The organism is Chitinophagaceae bacterium (genome assembly GCA_016710165.1).
Classification (GTDB): domain Bacteria; phylum Bacteroidota; class Bacteroidia; order Chitinophagales; family Chitinophagaceae; genus Ferruginibacter.
This window is the reverse complement of the sequence record JADJLJ010000001.1, coordinates 1,729,018-1,744,645: the sequence shown is the minus strand read 5'-3', so window position 1 is coordinate 1,744,645 and position 15,628 is coordinate 1,729,018. Positions and strand designations below refer to the sequence as shown.

The 15,628-nt window shown below is 46.9% G+C and carries 15 protein-coding genes; 4 read left to right on the top strand and 11 right to left on the bottom strand.

The genetic code is table 11. From position 1 onward, the window contains the following. Positions 1–48: 48 nt before the first annotated feature. The 6 genes from murA to IPJ02_07450 all read right to left on the bottom strand — a co-directional run bounded on the left by murA (position 49) and on the right by IPJ02_07450 (position 4,289). Positions 49–1,353 carry a UDP-N-acetylglucosamine 1-carboxyvinyltransferase gene (gene murA / locus IPJ02_07475; protein ID MBK7375386.1) on the bottom strand — a complete coding sequence of 435 codons (1,305 nt, stop codon included), beginning with the start codon at positions 1,351–1,353 and terminating at the stop codon, positions 49–51. 146 nt (positions 1,354–1,499) lie between these two features. Further along, positions 1,500–2,216: a DUF4290 domain-containing protein gene (locus tag IPJ02_07470; GenBank protein ID MBK7375385.1), complete on the bottom strand. Its 717-nt coding sequence runs from the start codon at positions 2,214–2,216 to the stop codon at positions 1,500–1,502. A 61-nt stretch (positions 2,217–2,277) separates the two neighbouring features. Continuing rightward, positions 2,278–2,700 carry a VanZ family protein gene (locus IPJ02_07465; GenBank protein MBK7375384.1) on the bottom strand — a complete coding sequence of 141 codons (423 nt, stop codon included), beginning with the start codon at positions 2,698–2,700 and terminating at the stop codon, positions 2,278–2,280. Positions 2,701–2,710: 10 nt separating this feature from the next. After that, positions 2,711–3,088 (bottom strand): glycine cleavage system protein GcvH, encoded by a 378-nt coding sequence (gcvH, locus tag IPJ02_07460; GenBank protein MBK7375383.1) that lies wholly within the window; start codon positions 3,086–3,088, stop codon positions 2,711–2,713. Between the two features lie 84 nt (positions 3,089–3,172). Continuing rightward, on the bottom strand, positions 3,173–3,922 hold the full coding sequence (locus IPJ02_07455; GenBank protein ID MBK7375382.1) for a peptidylprolyl isomerase: 750 nt from the start codon (positions 3,920–3,922) through the stop codon (positions 3,173–3,175). Between the two features lie 13 nt (positions 3,923–3,935). After that, entirely contained in the window at positions 3,936–4,289 is a 354-nt protein-coding gene (locus IPJ02_07450) for a hypothetical protein (GenBank protein ID MBK7375381.1), read from the bottom strand. A 148-nt stretch (positions 4,290–4,437) separates the two neighbouring features. On the opposite strand from IPJ02_07450, the gene serS reads away from it, so the two are divergent. Together serS and IPJ02_07440 are read left to right on the top strand one after the other, a co-directional pair. Then, the gene (gene serS / locus IPJ02_07445; GenBank protein MBK7375380.1) at positions 4,438–5,709 is read left to right on the top strand and encodes a serine--tRNA ligase; all 1,272 of its coding nucleotides are present in this window, start codon (positions 4,438–4,440) and stop codon (positions 5,707–5,709) included. Between the two features lie 71 nt (positions 5,710–5,780). Next, positions 5,781–6,200: a cytochrome c gene (locus IPJ02_07440; GenBank protein ID MBK7375379.1), complete on the top strand. Its 420-nt coding sequence runs from the start codon at positions 5,781–5,783 to the stop codon at positions 6,198–6,200. Between the two features lie 40 nt (positions 6,201–6,240). On the opposite strand, the gene IPJ02_07435 is transcribed toward IPJ02_07440, so the two are convergent. Further along, the gene (locus IPJ02_07435) at positions 6,241–7,581 is read right to left on the bottom strand and encodes an aminopeptidase P family protein (GenBank protein MBK7375378.1); all 1,341 of its coding nucleotides are present in this window, start codon (positions 7,579–7,581) and stop codon (positions 6,241–6,243) included. Positions 7,582–7,637: 56 nt separating this feature from the next. After that, complete coding sequence (locus tag IPJ02_07430; protein ID MBK7375377.1) at positions 7,638–8,663, bottom strand: alkane 1-monooxygenase; 1,026 nt, start codon at positions 8,661–8,663, stop codon at positions 7,638–7,640. Positions 8,664–8,802: 139 nt separating this feature from the next. Between IPJ02_07430 and IPJ02_07425 the strand changes: the two genes are divergently transcribed. Both IPJ02_07425 and IPJ02_07420 read left to right on the top strand, forming a co-directional pair. After that, a complete protein-coding gene (locus tag IPJ02_07425) occupies positions 8,803–10,245 on the top strand; it encodes a DUF1800 domain-containing protein (protein ID MBK7375376.1) in 1,443 nt (480 codons plus the stop codon). 85 nt (positions 10,246–10,330) lie between these two features. Then, on the top strand, positions 10,331–11,524 hold the full coding sequence (locus tag IPJ02_07420; GenBank protein ID MBK7375375.1) for a DUF1501 domain-containing protein: 1,194 nt from the start codon (positions 10,331–10,333) through the stop codon (positions 11,522–11,524). 168 nt (positions 11,525–11,692) lie between these two features. Here IPJ02_07420 and IPJ02_07415 read toward each other — a convergent pair whose 3' ends face one another. The 3 genes from IPJ02_07415 to IPJ02_07405 all read right to left on the bottom strand — a co-directional run bounded on the left by IPJ02_07415 (position 11,693) and on the right by IPJ02_07405 (position 15,515). Then, complete coding sequence (locus tag IPJ02_07415; protein MBK7375374.1) at positions 11,693–12,073, bottom strand: response regulator; 381 nt, start codon at positions 12,071–12,073, stop codon at positions 11,693–11,695. A 129-nt stretch (positions 12,074–12,202) separates the two neighbouring features. Beyond that, positions 12,203–12,844, bottom strand: a complete 642-nt coding sequence (locus IPJ02_07410; protein MBK7375373.1) for a response regulator transcription factor — start codon at positions 12,842–12,844, stop codon at positions 12,203–12,205. 19 nt (positions 12,845–12,863) lie between these two features. Continuing rightward, a complete protein-coding gene (locus IPJ02_07405; protein ID MBK7375372.1) occupies positions 12,864–15,515 on the bottom strand; it encodes a PAS domain S-box protein in 2,652 nt (883 codons plus the stop codon). Positions 15,516–15,628 lie beyond the last annotated feature (113 nt).

Sequence of the window (15,628 nt, the reverse complement as noted above, 5' to 3'; positions counted from 1 at the left end):
ATAAGGTCTGCCGGGAAGATTTTGCAGCGCTGCAGACCTTATAGGTTTTTATACTCTTTTAATATCTGCGCCAAGATCTCTCAGGCGTTCATCTATATTCTGATAACCACGGTCTATCTGTTCAATATTCTGGATGGTGCTTTTGCCCTGGGCGCTCAATGCAGCGATCAACAGTGCTACACCAGCACGTATATCCGGGCTGCTCATGGTAATGCCCCGCAATTGTTGTTCTCTTTCCAATCCGATCACCACTGCACGGTGCGGATCGCAGAGAATTATCTGGGCGCCCATGTCGATCAGTTTATCTACAAAGAACAGGCGGCTTTCAAACATCTTCTGGTGAATCAGTACACTGCCCCTTGCCTGTATGGCCGTTACCAGAACAATGCTCAGCAGGTCGGGTGTGAACCCGGGCCAGGGATGATCATAAACCGTGAGTACGCCACCATCCAGGTATTTCTGCACTTCATAATGGTCCTGTGCAGGGATGTGGATGTCATCTCCTTTAAAATTCATGGCAATGCCCAGTTGCTGAAATTTATCCGGGATCATACCGAGATGTTCAATACCGGCACTTTTGATGGTGATATCGCTTTGTGTCATGGCAGCCAGCCCGATGAAAGATCCTACTTCGATCATATCGGGCAGCATCCGGTGTTCGGTCCCACCCAGGTAATCCACCCCGGTTATGGTAAGCATGTTACTGCCAATGCCGCTGATCTTTGCACCCATACGGTTCAGCATTTTGCAAAGTTGCTGCACATAAGGTTCGCAAGCGGCATTGTAAATCGTGGTAGTGCCGCCTGCCATGGAAGCTGCCATTAAGATATTGGCAGTACCCGTAACACTGGGTTCATCCAGCAACATGTTTGTTCCTTTGAGGCCCGTTGACTGTAAATGAAAGAACCCATCATCGGTGTGGTAAGAAAAATCCGCCCCCATTTTTTCAAATCCGATGATATGGGTATCCAGTCTTCTTCTGCCGATCTTGTCGCCCCCGGGCCTGGGTATATACGCTTTTTTAAATCGTGCCAGCATCGGGCCGGCCAGCATTACAGAGCCTCTTAACTTACCGCTTTTTTTATGATACGCTTCGCTGTGCAGGTAGTCAATGTCCACGTCATCAGCCTGGAAAGTACAGGTATCCCGGCTTACCCGGCTGATCTTCACGTTCATCTCCCCGAGCAGTTCTATCAGCAGGTTCACGTCAATGATATCGGGGATATTTTTAATGGTGACCTTTTCCGGTGTGAGCAGTACCGCAGAGATAATCTGCAGTGCTTCATTCTTGGCTCCCTGGGGTGTAATATCGCCCGATAATTTTTTGCCGCCTCTTACTTCAAATGATTGCATATTTTTTGTTACACTGATTTTACGGACCTGCCTGTCGGCAGACAGGTTACACGAATTATGGCAAACGTAAATAAAAAAACCTGACGTTTGTAAGCATCAGGTAAGTATTTATAAATTCGTGTGATCCCGTCTGATCCGTGTAACTGCTAATACCTCTTCTTGAAGTTCCGGCCGCCACCATTCCGGCTGTCGCCGCCTCTTCCGCCCCGGTTATCCCTTCCGCCCCGGTTATCTCTTCCACCACCGCCCTGGCCACCCCGGCTGCCAAAACCTTTACGGAAGTTACCGCTGGCCCGTTTTCCATAATCATCCCGGGTATCTTCCACCCGGTGTTTTACAAACGGCCGGTTATTGAATTCCAGTTCGCCTTTGGTGATGGCCGAAAGTTCGCTTTGTATGGAATCGTCGTGTACCAGTTCTTTATGCCAGTTGCTGTAGGTCAGTTTCATGTAATAGGCAATGGCATTGGCAAATCCCTGTTTCTTTTCGGGGTTCTCTTCTTTGAGGGCCTTGTCGATCACCACTTCAATATTCTTGCCCAGGTGGTTGAACCGGGGATATTTTTTCGGATAACGGAGCGGTTCCGGTCTTGCCTTCAATGTTTCCCGGGTCGGGATGGGATAGGGGCTCTCCACATCCAGCGTAAAATCACTGATGAGGAAAAGATGATCCCAGAGTTTATGACGGAAATCCTCTACGTTCTTCAGGTGTGGATTCAGGAAACCCATCAGTTCGATCACGGCATAGGCATTGCGCTGCCTTTCTTCCTTGTCCTGGATCGTCAGCAGGTATTCTACCATTTTCTGGATATGCCTGCCATATTCCCTCATGATCAAATGGTTCCTGGTGGTATTGTACTCCATGTTCTCGACATTTTGCATGATACAAATGTACGGTTTAAAATGATGGGAACAAGGCGTGGCCTCATTTCCTTTGCTGAATACCCGCTCTGGTACGGCGAAATTTGAAATATAATAATGCGGCTACTCCGCCCAGCCCGTCTGCCAGCCAATCACCCAGGGTAAAGCTCCGGCCTGGGACAAAGAATTTCTGAATGAATTCGGTGGTTATGCCCCAAAGTACCGTGGCAATGGCAACCCTGAAAAACCAGTTCCATTTTTCTTTTTGGGGCAGATCAGATTTTGCTACCGGCAGCATGAACAGGTAAGCCAGAATTGCAAAAAGCCCGGTGTGGATTAATTTGTCATAATTTATCTCGATCAGCCAGTCGTCCACTTCAGGCAGGTCGTAGCCGGGAATACAAACGAGTATCAGTATAAGAAAAAACCAGGCAATGCCTGGATAGAATTTTTTTGCAGGGATATCCTTTATTTCGGGTTGGCTCATTTCACATTGGTTATCCCACCACACCTGCATAAGCTGCTGCATCCATCAGCTTCTCTACATCGGCCGGGTTGTTCACCGTCATCTTCACCATCCAGCCTTCGCCATACGGATCGGTATTTACCAGTTCGGGTTTTGAATCAAGCAGCGGGTTCACTTCGGTGATGGTACCGGCAACGGGCAGAAAAAGGTCACTTACTGTTTTAACGGCTTCTACGGTGCCAAATACATCTTCGGCGTTCAGCGATTTTCCTTTTGAGGTGATGTCGATGTAAACAATATCACCCAGCTCACGCTGGGCAAAATCGGTAATACCAATGGTGGCAGTATTGCCATCTATCGAAACCCATTCGTGGTCTTTGGTGTAGCGGAGATTTTCTGGAAAATTCATTTTATATGATTTGATGTTAACTGATTCGGCTGCAAAATAAGTTTTTTATCCCGATAGCCACTCCCGATGGCCATCGGGAGTAAACTATTTTATCACTTCTATGAACATGCGGAGATCGCCCAAAGGCCGGTCGCCGGGTGCGGTAGGCACCGAAGCAATTTTATCGATCACTTCCAGGCCGCTTTCCACTTCACCAAAAACGGTATAGTTCATGTCAAGGAAGGGGGTACCGCCACTGGTTTTATATACATTTCTTTTGGCCGGCGAAAGCTTTGTCCCGTATTGCATTTCGATCATGTTCAGGTCGGCATCGGTATAAGCCTTTCCCTGCACAATGTAGAACTGGCAACCGCTGCTTGCTTTTTCGGGGTTGTTGGTACGGGCCGCCGCAAGGGCACCTTTCTTATGGTACAATGCCGTATCAAACTCTGCCGGTATGGTATACCCAACATCGCCGCTGCCTAACGGAACACCCGGCTGGGCATATTTGCTCGACGGGTCGCCGCCCTGTATCATAAAACCATTGATCACCCGGTGAAACAAAAGGCTGTCGAAGAAATGTTCATTGGCCAGTTTGATGAAGTTATCCCGGTGCTTTGGTGTTTTATCATAAAGACGGATGACGATAACGCCGGAATCCGTTGTTACTTTAACCCGCACCCCGGGAATGTGCACCTGTTTGGGGGCTTTGGCAACCGGTTTGGTTGTTTTTTTCACTGCGGTGGTTTTTTTGGCAGCCGGGTTTTTTACCGCCGGTTTTTTTGTTTGTGCATGGCCGGCAAAACAGGTAAACAATAAAAGCAGTGTTGTAAATCCAATTCTGAGTCTGTTCATGATGCTATAATGATTAATCAATAAAATCCTGGTCTTGAAAATAAAGTAAAATATGGTCTTTTAAAAAATTTTCCTGCTCCATCATAGTAAAAACGGGCAGGGGCTTAAGCTGTTTAAAATGCGGCCATCCTTCCTCATCATTTCCTTCCGGTATGTAATAGCCGCTTGGCGAAAGTACGGTGCAGACAGCTATGTGCATCAGGTCCTGTTTCTCTTCCTTGGTAAAATCCTGCCGGCCGCTGCCCAGTTCCTGTATGCCAATGAGGAAGAGGATGCCGTCCATATCGGGCTTTATGCCAAAGCGTTCTTTTATCCTGATCCGTAATTTCAGCCACCGTACCTGCAGATCGTCCTGAGCCTGTTGCATGCTGCAAATATAATGATAGAACACGGATGACGCAGATGGAACGGATTTACACAGATTAAATCAGCGTTGATCAGTATTATCCGTGTCATCCGTGTTCCATCCTTCGCTCCACATCAAAATTGTATATTTGCTCAAATTTTTGAAATAGATGCTACAAATCAACTATATCAGGCAGAACACGGCATTGGTTAAAGAAAAACTGGCGGTTAAGAATTTCAGCGACCTGTCCGTAATTGACACAATCCTGAAATTAGATGAAGAGGTTCGCAAGCTAAAAGTTGAAGCAGAGACTGCGCAGGCCGCTATGAATACTGCAAGTAAGGAAATCGGTATGTTAATGGGAAAAGGACAAAAGGAAGAAGCGGAGCAAAGAAAACAACAGGTTTCAGTACAAAAGAACTACATCCAGAATTTAAATGGCCAGTTGGATATATACGAAAAAGACCTGCAGTCTGAAATTATTAAACTTCCAAATCTCCCTCATATATCTGTTCCAAAAGGTAAGACACCCGAAGACAATGAAGTAGTAAGAGAGGGAGGAAAAAAACCATCCCTGCCTGCATCAGCCCTGCCACACTGGGAACTGATCAAAAAATACGACCTGGTTGATTTTGAAACAGGAGCCAAATTAACGGGCAGTGGTTTTCCATTGTACAAGGGAAGGGGCGCCAAACTGCAACGGGCGATCATTCAATATTTCCTGGATTATAATACCGCCGCCGGTTATACCGAATACCTGCCGCCGTTGATGGTAAATGAAGCCACAGCCTATGGTACCGGCCAGTTGCCCGATAAGGAAGGGCAGATGTACCATGTAACGGTTGATAATTTTTACCTGATACCTACCGCTGAGGTACCGGTTACCAATATTTACCGGGACGAGATCCTGAAAGAGGCCGACCTGCCCGTTAAGATGACCGCCTACACACCCTGCTTCCGGAGAGAGGCCGGTAGTTTTGGAAGCGACGTACGGGGGTTGAACAGGGTTCACCAGTTTGACAAGGTGGAAATTGTACAGCTGGTTCATCCCGGCAAGAGTTATGATGTGCTGGATGAAATGCTGAACCACGTTGAAAAATTATTGCAGTCGCTGGAACTGCCCTACCGCATTTTGAAATTATGCGGCGGCGATATGAGTTTCACTTCGGCACTAACCTTTGATTTTGAAGTGTACAGCGCCGCACAGCAAAAATGGCTGGAGGTAAGCTCCGTCAGCAACTTCGAAAGTTTTCAGACCAACCGGATGAAAATACGGTTCAAAGATGCGGATAACAAAACACAATTGCTGCATTCCCTGAATGGTTCGTCGCTGGCACTGCCACGTATTGTAGCCTGTTTATTGGAAAATAACCAGACAGAAGCAGGCGTCGTTCTGCCCAAAACATTGCATGGTTATTTTGGCGGGGATAGCATCCGGTAAAAAACATGTTAATGCTCCTGAATAAAAAAATTAAACCCTTATTTTAGCATTCAAAAAATAAACATAAACACATGAAAAAAATAATACCCGTTTTAACCCTGGCCATTTTCGTCTGGAGCTGTGCGAAAAAAATGACACCCACGCAAACAGAAACCCCGCCTCCTGCGTCAAACACGGGATCGGTCATTAATGAAACCAAACCTGCAGAAACCATCACCGGGTCTGCCGGCACTACGCCCACGGGAAGTACGGGTATCGAGGGTACAAAAACGGCGGCCTCCCGGGAAAGATCTCCCGAAGAAAATGCTGCGATCGCCGGCCAGGCAACCTTCAATGCAAAATGCGGCCGTTGCCATGGTTTAAAAGTGGCAGGTGATTATACAGCTACACGCTGGGCAAACATACTGGCCGTAATGGCGCCCAAGGCCAACTTAACAGAAACAGAGCGGAACAATGTGTATGAGTATGTGAAAGCGAATGCTAAAAAATAGTTCAGCATCTTCCGCTTCTGGCTTTCTTTATACCGATCCCTTATTTCTCACCAACTCCCTTTTCTTTCATCAGGGCATAAATTGCCCTGGGATCAACCGGCGACCCGGGGGTAAGATTTTCTGATCCGGTTGCAGTGATGACGATGGTGTCTTCCAGCCGGATATGTATTTTCTTGTCCTTATCTTCAAGGATGGGTTCTACATTGAATACCACGCCTTCCACAAAAGGTTTGTCGCGGCTGCCCACATCATGTACGGCCATGCCTACAAAATGTCCTACGTAGCCGAACCAGTATTTTTCAAGCCCATGCTTTTTGTATACCTGCTCACCCACTTTCTGAAGGTCGCTGTAGGTTACGCCCGGTTTCATGGCCTTGATCATTTCATCACGGGCGTCCTTGACACAATTGTAGAATGTAAGCTGTTCTGCCGTGAATTCTCCCTGCACGGGCCAGGTCCGGGTAATATCGGTCACGTAATAACTGACTTCGGGCGCATAGTCGATCAGCAGTACGGTACCCGGTTCCAGTAAATGGTTGTTTGCATTGTAGTGCCAGATCAATCCTCTTTCGCCGGATGCAGCAATGGCATAATAAGCAGGGCCTGCAGAACCCATGTCTCCATAAATGAAATCACAGGCTGCTACGGTCTGGTATTCATAAATGCCGGGCCTGGTTACCTTAATGGCCTCGTTAATTCCCAGGCATCCGATCCTTCCGCATTCCCGGAGTACTGCGATCTCTTTCTGGTCTTTCACCCAGCGCATGTCATCCAGTATCGGAGTGAGGTCATTGACCGCGTTTGCCGGGAAACGCTCCTTTATTTTATTGATGAAATTCACTTCTTTGGAAATGCGTCCATCCCAGGGGTCATTGGTCCTGCTGGTCCGGATCAGTGTACAACGGTCACGACTCATTTCTGCCAGCTCCTGCGGCGATTGCTGCAGGTAAAAGGATTGCCCCCCGGAAGCATACCGTTGCAATATACTGCTCAACGAACTTCGTGACATGACCATGTCGAATTTGTAGGCAGTGGCAGCCTCTTTGCCTGGTTTTATGAGGGCTTCTGTTTTAATGTCGTTGGATATATTGTCCGGTACCAGTAAGAGCGATTGCCTGTTCCTGCCATCAATGATCAATACTGCATCGGGCACTTCCACACCGGAGAGGTAATAAAAATTATTGTCCTGCCTGAATTTGGTATAGGATTCGGTCAGTTCTGCTCCCAGCAGCACGGCAAAACCATCCCCGATCTTTTCCATTACTTTTTTCCGCCGGGCAGCAAAATCATCTGCTGTAAAATATTTCCACATGGTTTGAGCAAATACCGGTTCAGTAAAAAGCAGGCATAAACAGCAGCTTAAAATTTTAATGATCCTCATAAATTGTAATTTAATAAGTGTAAAGTAGTTGTATCAATCCGGTGTTCCCAGGTTCTTTATTTTTTATTCATCACGTAAAACCACAAGGGAGGCAGCATGGCCAGTATCATACTGCCCGGGTAACCCGTAGGCAGCTGGGGCGCTGCATCATGGTGCCGCAGTACCTGGTATTTCCGGCTTGCCAGGTAATGATGGTCGCTGTGCCTGCTCAACTCAAACAACATGAGCCGGCCAAGGATATGATTGCTGTTCCAGCTGTGTTCAGGCATCGTCCGTTCGTATTTCCCTTCGGCGGTCTGTTTACGCTGCAGGCCATAATGCTCAATATAGTTTACGGTTTCCAAAAGTAAAAAGCCAATGGTTGCGGCCATTAAAAAATACACCGTTATCAGCCAGCCAAACAATAAAAAAATGGCTGTAATAAATAAGAGCTGGATGAACTGCGTCTGCAGCATTTCATTCTTCCAATGCAGTACCGGGGATCCCTTTTTCCTCCTTTCACTGTTTGCGATCTTCCATGCCGAGATATAGGAGAAGATAACCGTGCGGAAATAAAAAATGTAAACGGGTTCATTGTAGCGGGCGCTGCCGGGGTCTTCCGGCGTGGCCACATTTTTATGATGGCCCTTGTTGTGTTCAATAAAGAAATGCATGTAAAGCGATGTAAGCAGTAATGCGTTGGCAAATACCTGTTCGTACCTGTTCACCCGGTGGCCAAGTTCATGTGCTACGTTGATGCCGAATGTTCCGCACAGAAGCCCCATGCTGCATATCCTCCCGGCAGTTTCCCACCAGAGAAGCTGTGGGTTTTGCATGGATCGTAAGAATTCAAATAAGGCAAGATATTGCAGTATAACGATGCTGTAAAGCAGGTAATCATATATCCTGTCTTGTTTGGCCAGTTCCTCTTCTGCGGCAGACAGGTTCTTTTCATCGGGGTGGATGAATAACTCCACCAGGGGTAATAATACCCAGGCATAGATCATGGGCAGCCAGGTCAGCCATCCATTTCCGGTAAAGGCCATCCAGGCCATCCCGTATACAATTAAGGGAGATGCGTATTTAAAAGCTCTTGCCTGCATAAGAATTAAGTATACAAGTTACTGAAACCGGATTGATTTATGTCAACGGTTATTATTGTAAATTTATGTTTTAAACTTTGGGGGTTTAATGCAGTCTTAACCCCCATTGCATTGATCAGCTAACATTCATTCTTTCATTATGCCGGCATCCAACCGTTTAAAGAACCAGCATTTATTATGGCGTGCGGCTTTTGGCCCCATGGCCGAAAATGCAGCTTCGCTTGATACGATCTCCCAAAAGGCCCTGTGGCAGCTTTTGGTAAAGACCTCGGAGAATAAACCCGAAAAGATCAATGTATCCCAAAATATTATCGACCTGTATTTTTCCGGTAATGAGGGTATGCAGCGCAAGGAACTGACCAAAGAGCAACGGAAAGAGATGCAGGATATGTCGAGGGAGGCATTGAAAGAGCTTAACCTCCGCTGGCTTGACCTGATGATCAACAGCCAGGCCCAGTTAAGGGAAAAAATGAGCCTTTTCTGGCATGGGCATTTTGCCTGCCGGGTGAACAACAGTTTTTTCCAGCAGGAAATGCTGCAACTGGTAAGGGAAAATGCCCTGGGAAATTTTAAAGACCTGCTCCGGGCAGTGAGTAAAAGCCCTGCCATGCTGCAGTTTTTAAATAACCAGCAAAACCGCAAACAAAAACCCAACGAAAATTTTGCCCGGGAAGTAATGGAACTCTTTACCATGGGCAGGGGCAATTATACGGAGCATGATATTAAAGAAGCAGCAAGGGCTTTCACCGGCTGGGGCTTTAACCCCCAGGGCGAATTCATGTTCCGAAAAAACCAGCATGATGAGGGAAGTAAGACCGTGCTGGGCAAGACCGGGAACTTTGACGGCGATGCTATCATTGACCTGCTGCTTGAACAAAAACAGACCGCCGTGTACATCAGCAGAAAGATATACCGGTACTTTGTTAATGATACCGCAGATGAAACAAGGGTTGGCTGGATGGCGAACCGGTTTTATCAAAACGGCTACGACATAAAAAAACTGCTGGAAGATATTTATACCAGCGACTGGTTCTACGCGGAAAAAAATATAGGCACCAAAATAAAATCGCCCGTTGAACTGCTGGCGGGAATACGAAGGTTATTACCCATGCGGCTTGAGAACGACCAGTCACAATTGCTTTTTGAACGGGCCCTGGGGCAGGTATTGTTCTATCCGCCCAATGTGGCCGGGTGGCCCGGTGGCAGGAGCTGGATCGACAGCAGTTCATTGATGCTCCGGCTACGGATCCCCCAGGTACTGGCGGCAAATGAAATGATGGATATCCGCCCCAAATCGGATGATGATGTGCAGATGGGACAAATGATGCAGGCCGGGAAAAAACGTTTAAGGGAAGCAACAAAGGGCGGTACAGCAACCATCGAATGGACAGCCGTGAACCGGATATTTGAAAAGCAGCAGCGGGAGAAATTACTGGAAAGCATATCAGCAACCGTATTGCAAACCAAAACCAGGGTCAGCAATACGGTACTGGAAAAATACCTGAATGCTGCAAGCAGGGAAAACTACATCAAGAGTTCGATCGTAAACCTGATGAGTACACCGGAATACCAGCTGTGCTGATTAGAAATTAAGAATGAAAAATTAAAAATTGCTGGTGACCTGAAACATTTTTCATTCTTAATTCTTCATTTTTAATTTATTTGTTATGCTCATAAAAAGAAAAGAGTTCATTCAGGTTGGTTCGTTGGCCACCGCATCATTCATGCTGCCGAAGTTTTTAAAGGCGTTTGAAAGACCGGTGATGGTGCCGCCGGGAAATAAAGTGGTGGTGGTTATCCAGTTCAGCGGGGGCAATGATGGATTGAACACGGTGATACCGGTGCGGAATGATATCTATTACCGGGAGCGGCCACGGCTGGGTATTGCCAAAGACAAGGCCCTGCTGCTGACTGATGAGACCGGCCTGAACCCGGCCCTGGGATCATTGAAGGGATTGTATGACGATGGAAGCCTGGCGATCATCAACAGTGTCGGTTATCCCAACCCCGACCGCTCTCATTTCAGGAGCATGGATATCTGGCAGAGTGCAAGCAACAGCAATGAGTATGTGAACACCGGGTGGCTGGGCCGCTACCTGGATGCCCAGTGCAAAGGATGCGACAAGCCTACACAGGCAGTAGAGATAGATGATGTACTCAGCCTGGCGCTGAAAGGAGAAGAAAATAAAGGACTTGCATTTAAAGACCCCGGGAGACTGTATAATATAAGCAATGGCGGGTTCATGAAAGATGTAAACAGCGATCACCGGCACAGCGAAGAAAATGTGGATTATTTATACAAAACAATGAGTGAAACGCTGAGCAGCGCCGAGTATATCTACCGGCAAAGCAGGGTACACCCTACCAGTCAAACCTATCCCAATTCTGAATTAGGTAAGGACCTGAAAACAATTGCATCCCTGATCTTTTCAGATATAAACACCAAAGTGTATTATGTAAGCCTGGGCAGTTTTGATACGCATGTGAACCAGGATAACCAGCAAACCAGGCTATTCACCGAACTGAATGAAGCAGTAAAGGCATTCACGGCCGATCTTAAAAAGAATAACCGGTTTGAGGATGTGCTGATGATGACCTTCAGTGAGTTTGGCAGGCGGGTATCGCAAAATGCAAGCAATGGTACCGATCATGGTACAGCCAACAATATGTTCTTAATAAGCGGTGGGCTGAAAGGAAAGGGTGTTTTAAATGCCATGCCCGACCTGGCCGATCTGAACGAGGGTGACCTGAAACACAAAGTTGACTTTAAAGAGGTTTATGCAACCGTATTGAACAGGTGGCTGGGGGCAGATGATAAACTGATATTGGGCAGGCAGTACAACCACCTGGATTTTATTTAAGGACCAGCGGAAGGGCAGCATCGTTTTCCACCGGTATGCCGGACTTTTCCTGTGCAGTAGCTGTAGTAAGAAGCAAGGAAAACAACACAAACAGCAAAACGCCCTTCCTGCCAATCCCTGCCAACGGTTGGTTTAACTGTTTGTGTATTTTCCTGTTCCTGGTTTTTCTTATATGTCTTTACTGTTTACTGCCCCGGCAACATCATCAATGATCTCCGGTAATTTTTCAAACTCATTGTATTTATCCAAAAAAAAATCAGCACCTGCCCCTTTGCATTGTTGTTCCGTGTTCTGGTCAACATGCAGGGACAGCACGATGACCACCGTATGTTTTTTTACTGATTTTATTTCCTTCAAAAGGGCGATGGAACCATTATTGGGCAGGCTTTTGTCGAGTATCACCACATCCGGTACGGATTCATAAAATGATTCAAGGGCCTCTTTATGGGACAGGGCTTTATATAAGGTCTTTTTCAGCGGGGTCTCGGTAAGCAGGTTAGCGATCCGGTCAGGTATCCAGGCCGAACTGTCAACGATCAAAATTCTCATGTAATGCTTTTTTTCGCAGTGCGAAGAACCGCCAGGATTACCAGTAATACTATAGCAGCAGCGGTTTAACCCGGGTAGAAAGATCATAAAAGCGACTGTAGTAATACCACTACTGTCATACTGTTTCAGCTACATGCTTATATCGGAGATGATGTGGTGAGCGATGGCGTACCGGGTAAGATCTGAGTTGGTATTCAGGTGTAGTTTTTCCATGATCCTGCTGCGGTGCGTACTCACGGTAGTTAAGGCTACAGAAAGCATTTCAGCAACCTGGCTTACGGTCTTGCCGGAGGCCAGCAGTTTAAAAACCTCAAATTCCCGGTTTGAAAGCAATTCATGCGGTTTTTTTTCCGGGTCGGTGTAAAGGAATTTTTCGGCGATCTCGGGGGTGATGTATTTTTTCCCCATTGCAATACGCTGTATGGCAATGATCAGTTCTTCCGGTGCAGAATTCTTATTGAGGTACCCGGCGGCCCCTGCCTTTAGTACCCTCACGGCATAAAGGTCTTCGGGGTAAATGCTGAGGATAAGAACAGGCAGGGTTGGGTTGAGTATTTTTATCTGTTCCAGCGCTTCCAGTCCGCTGCGGCCCGGCATATCCAGGTCTGATATTACCAGGTCCCATTCGTGCAGGGATACTTCCCGGATAAGTGACTCTGCATCGCTGACCTGTTTTATTTCTGCATTCGGGTATTCATCCTTCAATATCTGTATCAACCCAAGGCGGATAAAACTGTGATCGTCTGCCAGTATGATGCGTTTGATCTGCATGTAAAAAGTTGCTGAATATTTAACGGGTTAAAGGTAAACTGATTTTTAGTCTTGTTCCTTTTCCGGGGGTGCTGAAAAGCTCAAAACTCCCATCGAGTGAATGAACCCGCTCTTTCATACCCAGGATACCGAACGACCTCCTGTCCTTCACTGATTCCGTATCAAATCCTGCTCCGTCATCTTCCACCGATAAGATAACGTTGTTGTTTTCAATATTCAGTGAAGTAAGCACTTTGCCGGCCCGGGCATACCGGGTGATATTGGTAAGGGCTTCCTGGTAAACCCTGAAAACACAGGTGGCAATATCTTCCATCACTTTGATCTGTGTTTCACCGGCCCTGAACTCAACCGGTATACCGGTATTTTTGGTGAATTGTTCAGCCTGCCATTTCAGGGCTTCGGGTAAACCATACTCGTCCAGGATGACCGGCCTTAATTCATTCAATATTCTGCGGATGGACTGGTTACCTCCATTCAGGAGTGCGATCACATTTTTTAATTTCGTTTTGATGGCTTCATTCTCCGGGGTTATTTTTTTATCTATCCATGTCACATCCATTTTAATGGCGGTAAGCTGCTGGCCCAGTTCGTCGTGTATTTCACGGCCGATCCTTCTTCTTTCTTCTTCCCGTATGTTGAGCAGGTGGGCTGTTAGCAGGCGCAACTGCCCTGATGTCTGCTGTATGGCTTCTTCTGCCTTTTTTCGTTCGGTAATATCTGTTATGGTACCAACATAGCCCACCACCCGGTCATCCGCATCCCTTTCGGGGATGGCCTGCCCGATCACCCATGCGTTGGTTCCATCGGGGCGTACAAAACGGTATTCAGAAAAGGAGACATCTTTCTGTTGGGTGGCTTTTTCCCACTCTTCTTTCACTTTCATCTTGTCCTCTTCATGAACCGCTTTGAACCAGCCATTGCCCATGGCCTCTTCATAAGACAAACCGGAAATCCGGCACCAGCGCGGGTTGACATAGGTTGTTAGTCCTGCTGCATCGGTATGAAAAATTCCTACCGGTGATACTTCGGCCAGCGTATGGTAACGCCGTTCACTTTCCAATACGGCCTGCTCAGCTTTTTTACGCATGTCTTCCTTTTCAAGTACCTCCAGGGCAAAGGAAACATCACCGGTCGCTTCTTCCAGCAGGGCAATCTCGGTCTCATCAAAAAAATCCTTTACCGGGGCATAGAAAGAAAAAGCGCCAACCACTTTTCCAAACTTAATGATGGGCAGGGCCATGGAAGACCGGTACCCCCTGTCCAGGGCTGCTTCTTTCCAGGGGATCATTTGCGGATCGCTTTCAATATCGTTGCAGATATGGTATTTTCCTTCCCGGATCGCACTGCCTGTTGGCCCCATGCCTTCGGGCACGGCTTTAATGGATATGGGTGTAATTTCAGAAAAATATTGCTGGTCTTCACCCGCATGAACAACGGGGATCACAGTTTGTGATGCTTCATCCACCATCCCGATCCAGGCCATCGAAAATTTCCCAAGCTCTACCGCAATACGGCAGGCTTCCTTAAAAAGGGTTTCTACATCCGTAGTGCGAACAATCATCTGGTTCACCTGGCTGATGAAGAAATAAAGCCGGTTTGCCTTTTCTATCTTTTCATCTGCTTTTTTTCTTTCGGAGATGTCTTTAATGAAAACGGAGATGCCTTCCGGGGAAGGATAAATATAATTCTCATGCCAGAGCAGCAGGGGTTCAAAGTAATCTTCATTGTACATATACCGCTGTTCCTGCATGGCTTTGTGAAAAACCCTGTAGGTATCGGAGCCAACGGCTTCGGGAAACTCCTCCCATATATTTTTCCCGATGAGTGATTCCGGGTTTCGCCGGGTCAGGTCGCAGGCGGCCTTATTTACATAGGTAAAGCACCAGTTCCGGTCGAGCGCCAGGAAAGCATCGGTGATGCGTTCAAAGGTCTGGGATAAAACCTTTTGTGACCTTGCCAGGTCATTCGTTCGTTGTTGTACCCGTTCTTCCAGTTCTTCATTAAGCCTTGCCAGTTTGGCGGCGGCCTTTCTTTTTTCGCTGTAATCGGTACGTATCTTCTGTATAAAAACACCCAGCAGCAGCAGGATGCCGATCACTCCCGTACTGAGTATGCCGGTTAAATTTCTTGCCTTATGTTCATTTTCTTCCTTACGCTGAAGCAGCAATTCATTTTCCGCCGACAGGATCGTATCAATTACACGCCTTGCCTGTTCTGATATGATGCGCCCCCTGCCTGACCGCACGATCTCCATCGCTGTTGCTGCACCCTGCTGGTCATACGTACGTATATTATTATCAGAGAAAGCAACGCGGTTGTTGATGTGAACAGAAAGGGAGTCGACCATTTTCTGTTGTGCCGGATTACCGGCAGTCAGTTCCCTGAGCACCTGCAGTTCTTCCAGGGTACGTTTTTTTGATCTTTCAACCTGTTCAAGAAAGGCTCCCTGGCCGGTAAGTACATAACCCCTGGAACCGGATTCATTGTCTTTTACGGAAGATAACAGGCTTTCGGCATGCATAATCACTTCATTGGTATGGGCCACCATTTTAGCTGTATTATCCACTTGCTTCGATTCCGAAATGGAAATGGCTACCAGGGTGGCTACAGACAGCAGCAGTAAAATAATGGTGGCTACCAGTATACTATCGGTTGTGATCTTCAGCTTCATAAAAACTTTTTATTATGCCAGACAACAATTGGGTACAGAGGATAAATTGAGGGAAGTGTTTTCTGATGCAGTATGCCGATACTGTAAGTTAAGGATTAAACCGGGTATTTTAT

Excerpts from the sequence above, each read along its gene's own strand:
- murA (MBK7375386.1), bottom strand. The coding sequence starts at position 1,353 with ATGCAATCATTTGAAGTAAGAGGCGGCAAAAAATTATCGGGCGATATT.
- IPJ02_07470 (MBK7375385.1), bottom strand. The coding sequence starts at position 2,216 with ATGGAGTACAATACCACCAGGAACCATTTGATCATGAGGGAATATGGC.
- IPJ02_07465 (MBK7375384.1), bottom strand. The coding sequence starts at position 2,700 with ATGAGCCAACCCGAAATAAAGGATATCCCTGCAAAAAAATTCTATCCA.
- gcvH (MBK7375383.1), bottom strand. The coding sequence starts at position 3,088 with ATGAATTTTCCAGAAAATCTCCGCTACACCAAAGACCACGAATGGGTT.
- IPJ02_07455 (MBK7375382.1), bottom strand. The coding sequence starts at position 3,922 with ATGAACAGACTCAGAATTGGATTTACAACACTGCTTTTATTGTTTACC.
- IPJ02_07450 (MBK7375381.1), bottom strand. The coding sequence starts at position 4,289 with ATGCAACAGGCTCAGGACGATCTGCAGGTACGGTGGCTGAAATTACGG.
- serS (MBK7375380.1), top strand. The coding sequence starts at position 4,438 with ATGCTACAAATCAACTATATCAGGCAGAACACGGCATTGGTTAAAGAA.
- IPJ02_07440 (MBK7375379.1), top strand. The coding sequence starts at position 5,781 with ATGAAAAAAATAATACCCGTTTTAACCCTGGCCATTTTCGTCTGGAGC.
- IPJ02_07435 (MBK7375378.1), bottom strand. The coding sequence starts at position 7,581 with ATGAGGATCATTAAAATTTTAAGCTGCTGTTTATGCCTGCTTTTTACT.
- IPJ02_07430 (MBK7375377.1), bottom strand. The coding sequence starts at position 8,663 with ATGCAGGCAAGAGCTTTTAAATACGCATCTCCCTTAATTGTATACGGG.
- IPJ02_07425 (MBK7375376.1), top strand. The coding sequence starts at position 8,803 with ATGCCGGCATCCAACCGTTTAAAGAACCAGCATTTATTATGGCGTGCG.
- IPJ02_07420 (MBK7375375.1), top strand. The coding sequence starts at position 10,331 with ATGCTCATAAAAAGAAAAGAGTTCATTCAGGTTGGTTCGTTGGCCACC.
- IPJ02_07415 (MBK7375374.1), bottom strand. The coding sequence starts at position 12,073 with ATGAGAATTTTGATCGTTGACAGTTCGGCCTGGATACCTGACCGGATC.
- IPJ02_07410 (MBK7375373.1), bottom strand. The coding sequence starts at position 12,844 with ATGCAGATCAAACGCATCATACTGGCAGACGATCACAGTTTTATCCGC.
- IPJ02_07405 (MBK7375372.1), bottom strand. The coding sequence starts at position 15,515 with ATGAAGCTGAAGATCACAACCGATAGTATACTGGTAGCCACCATTATT.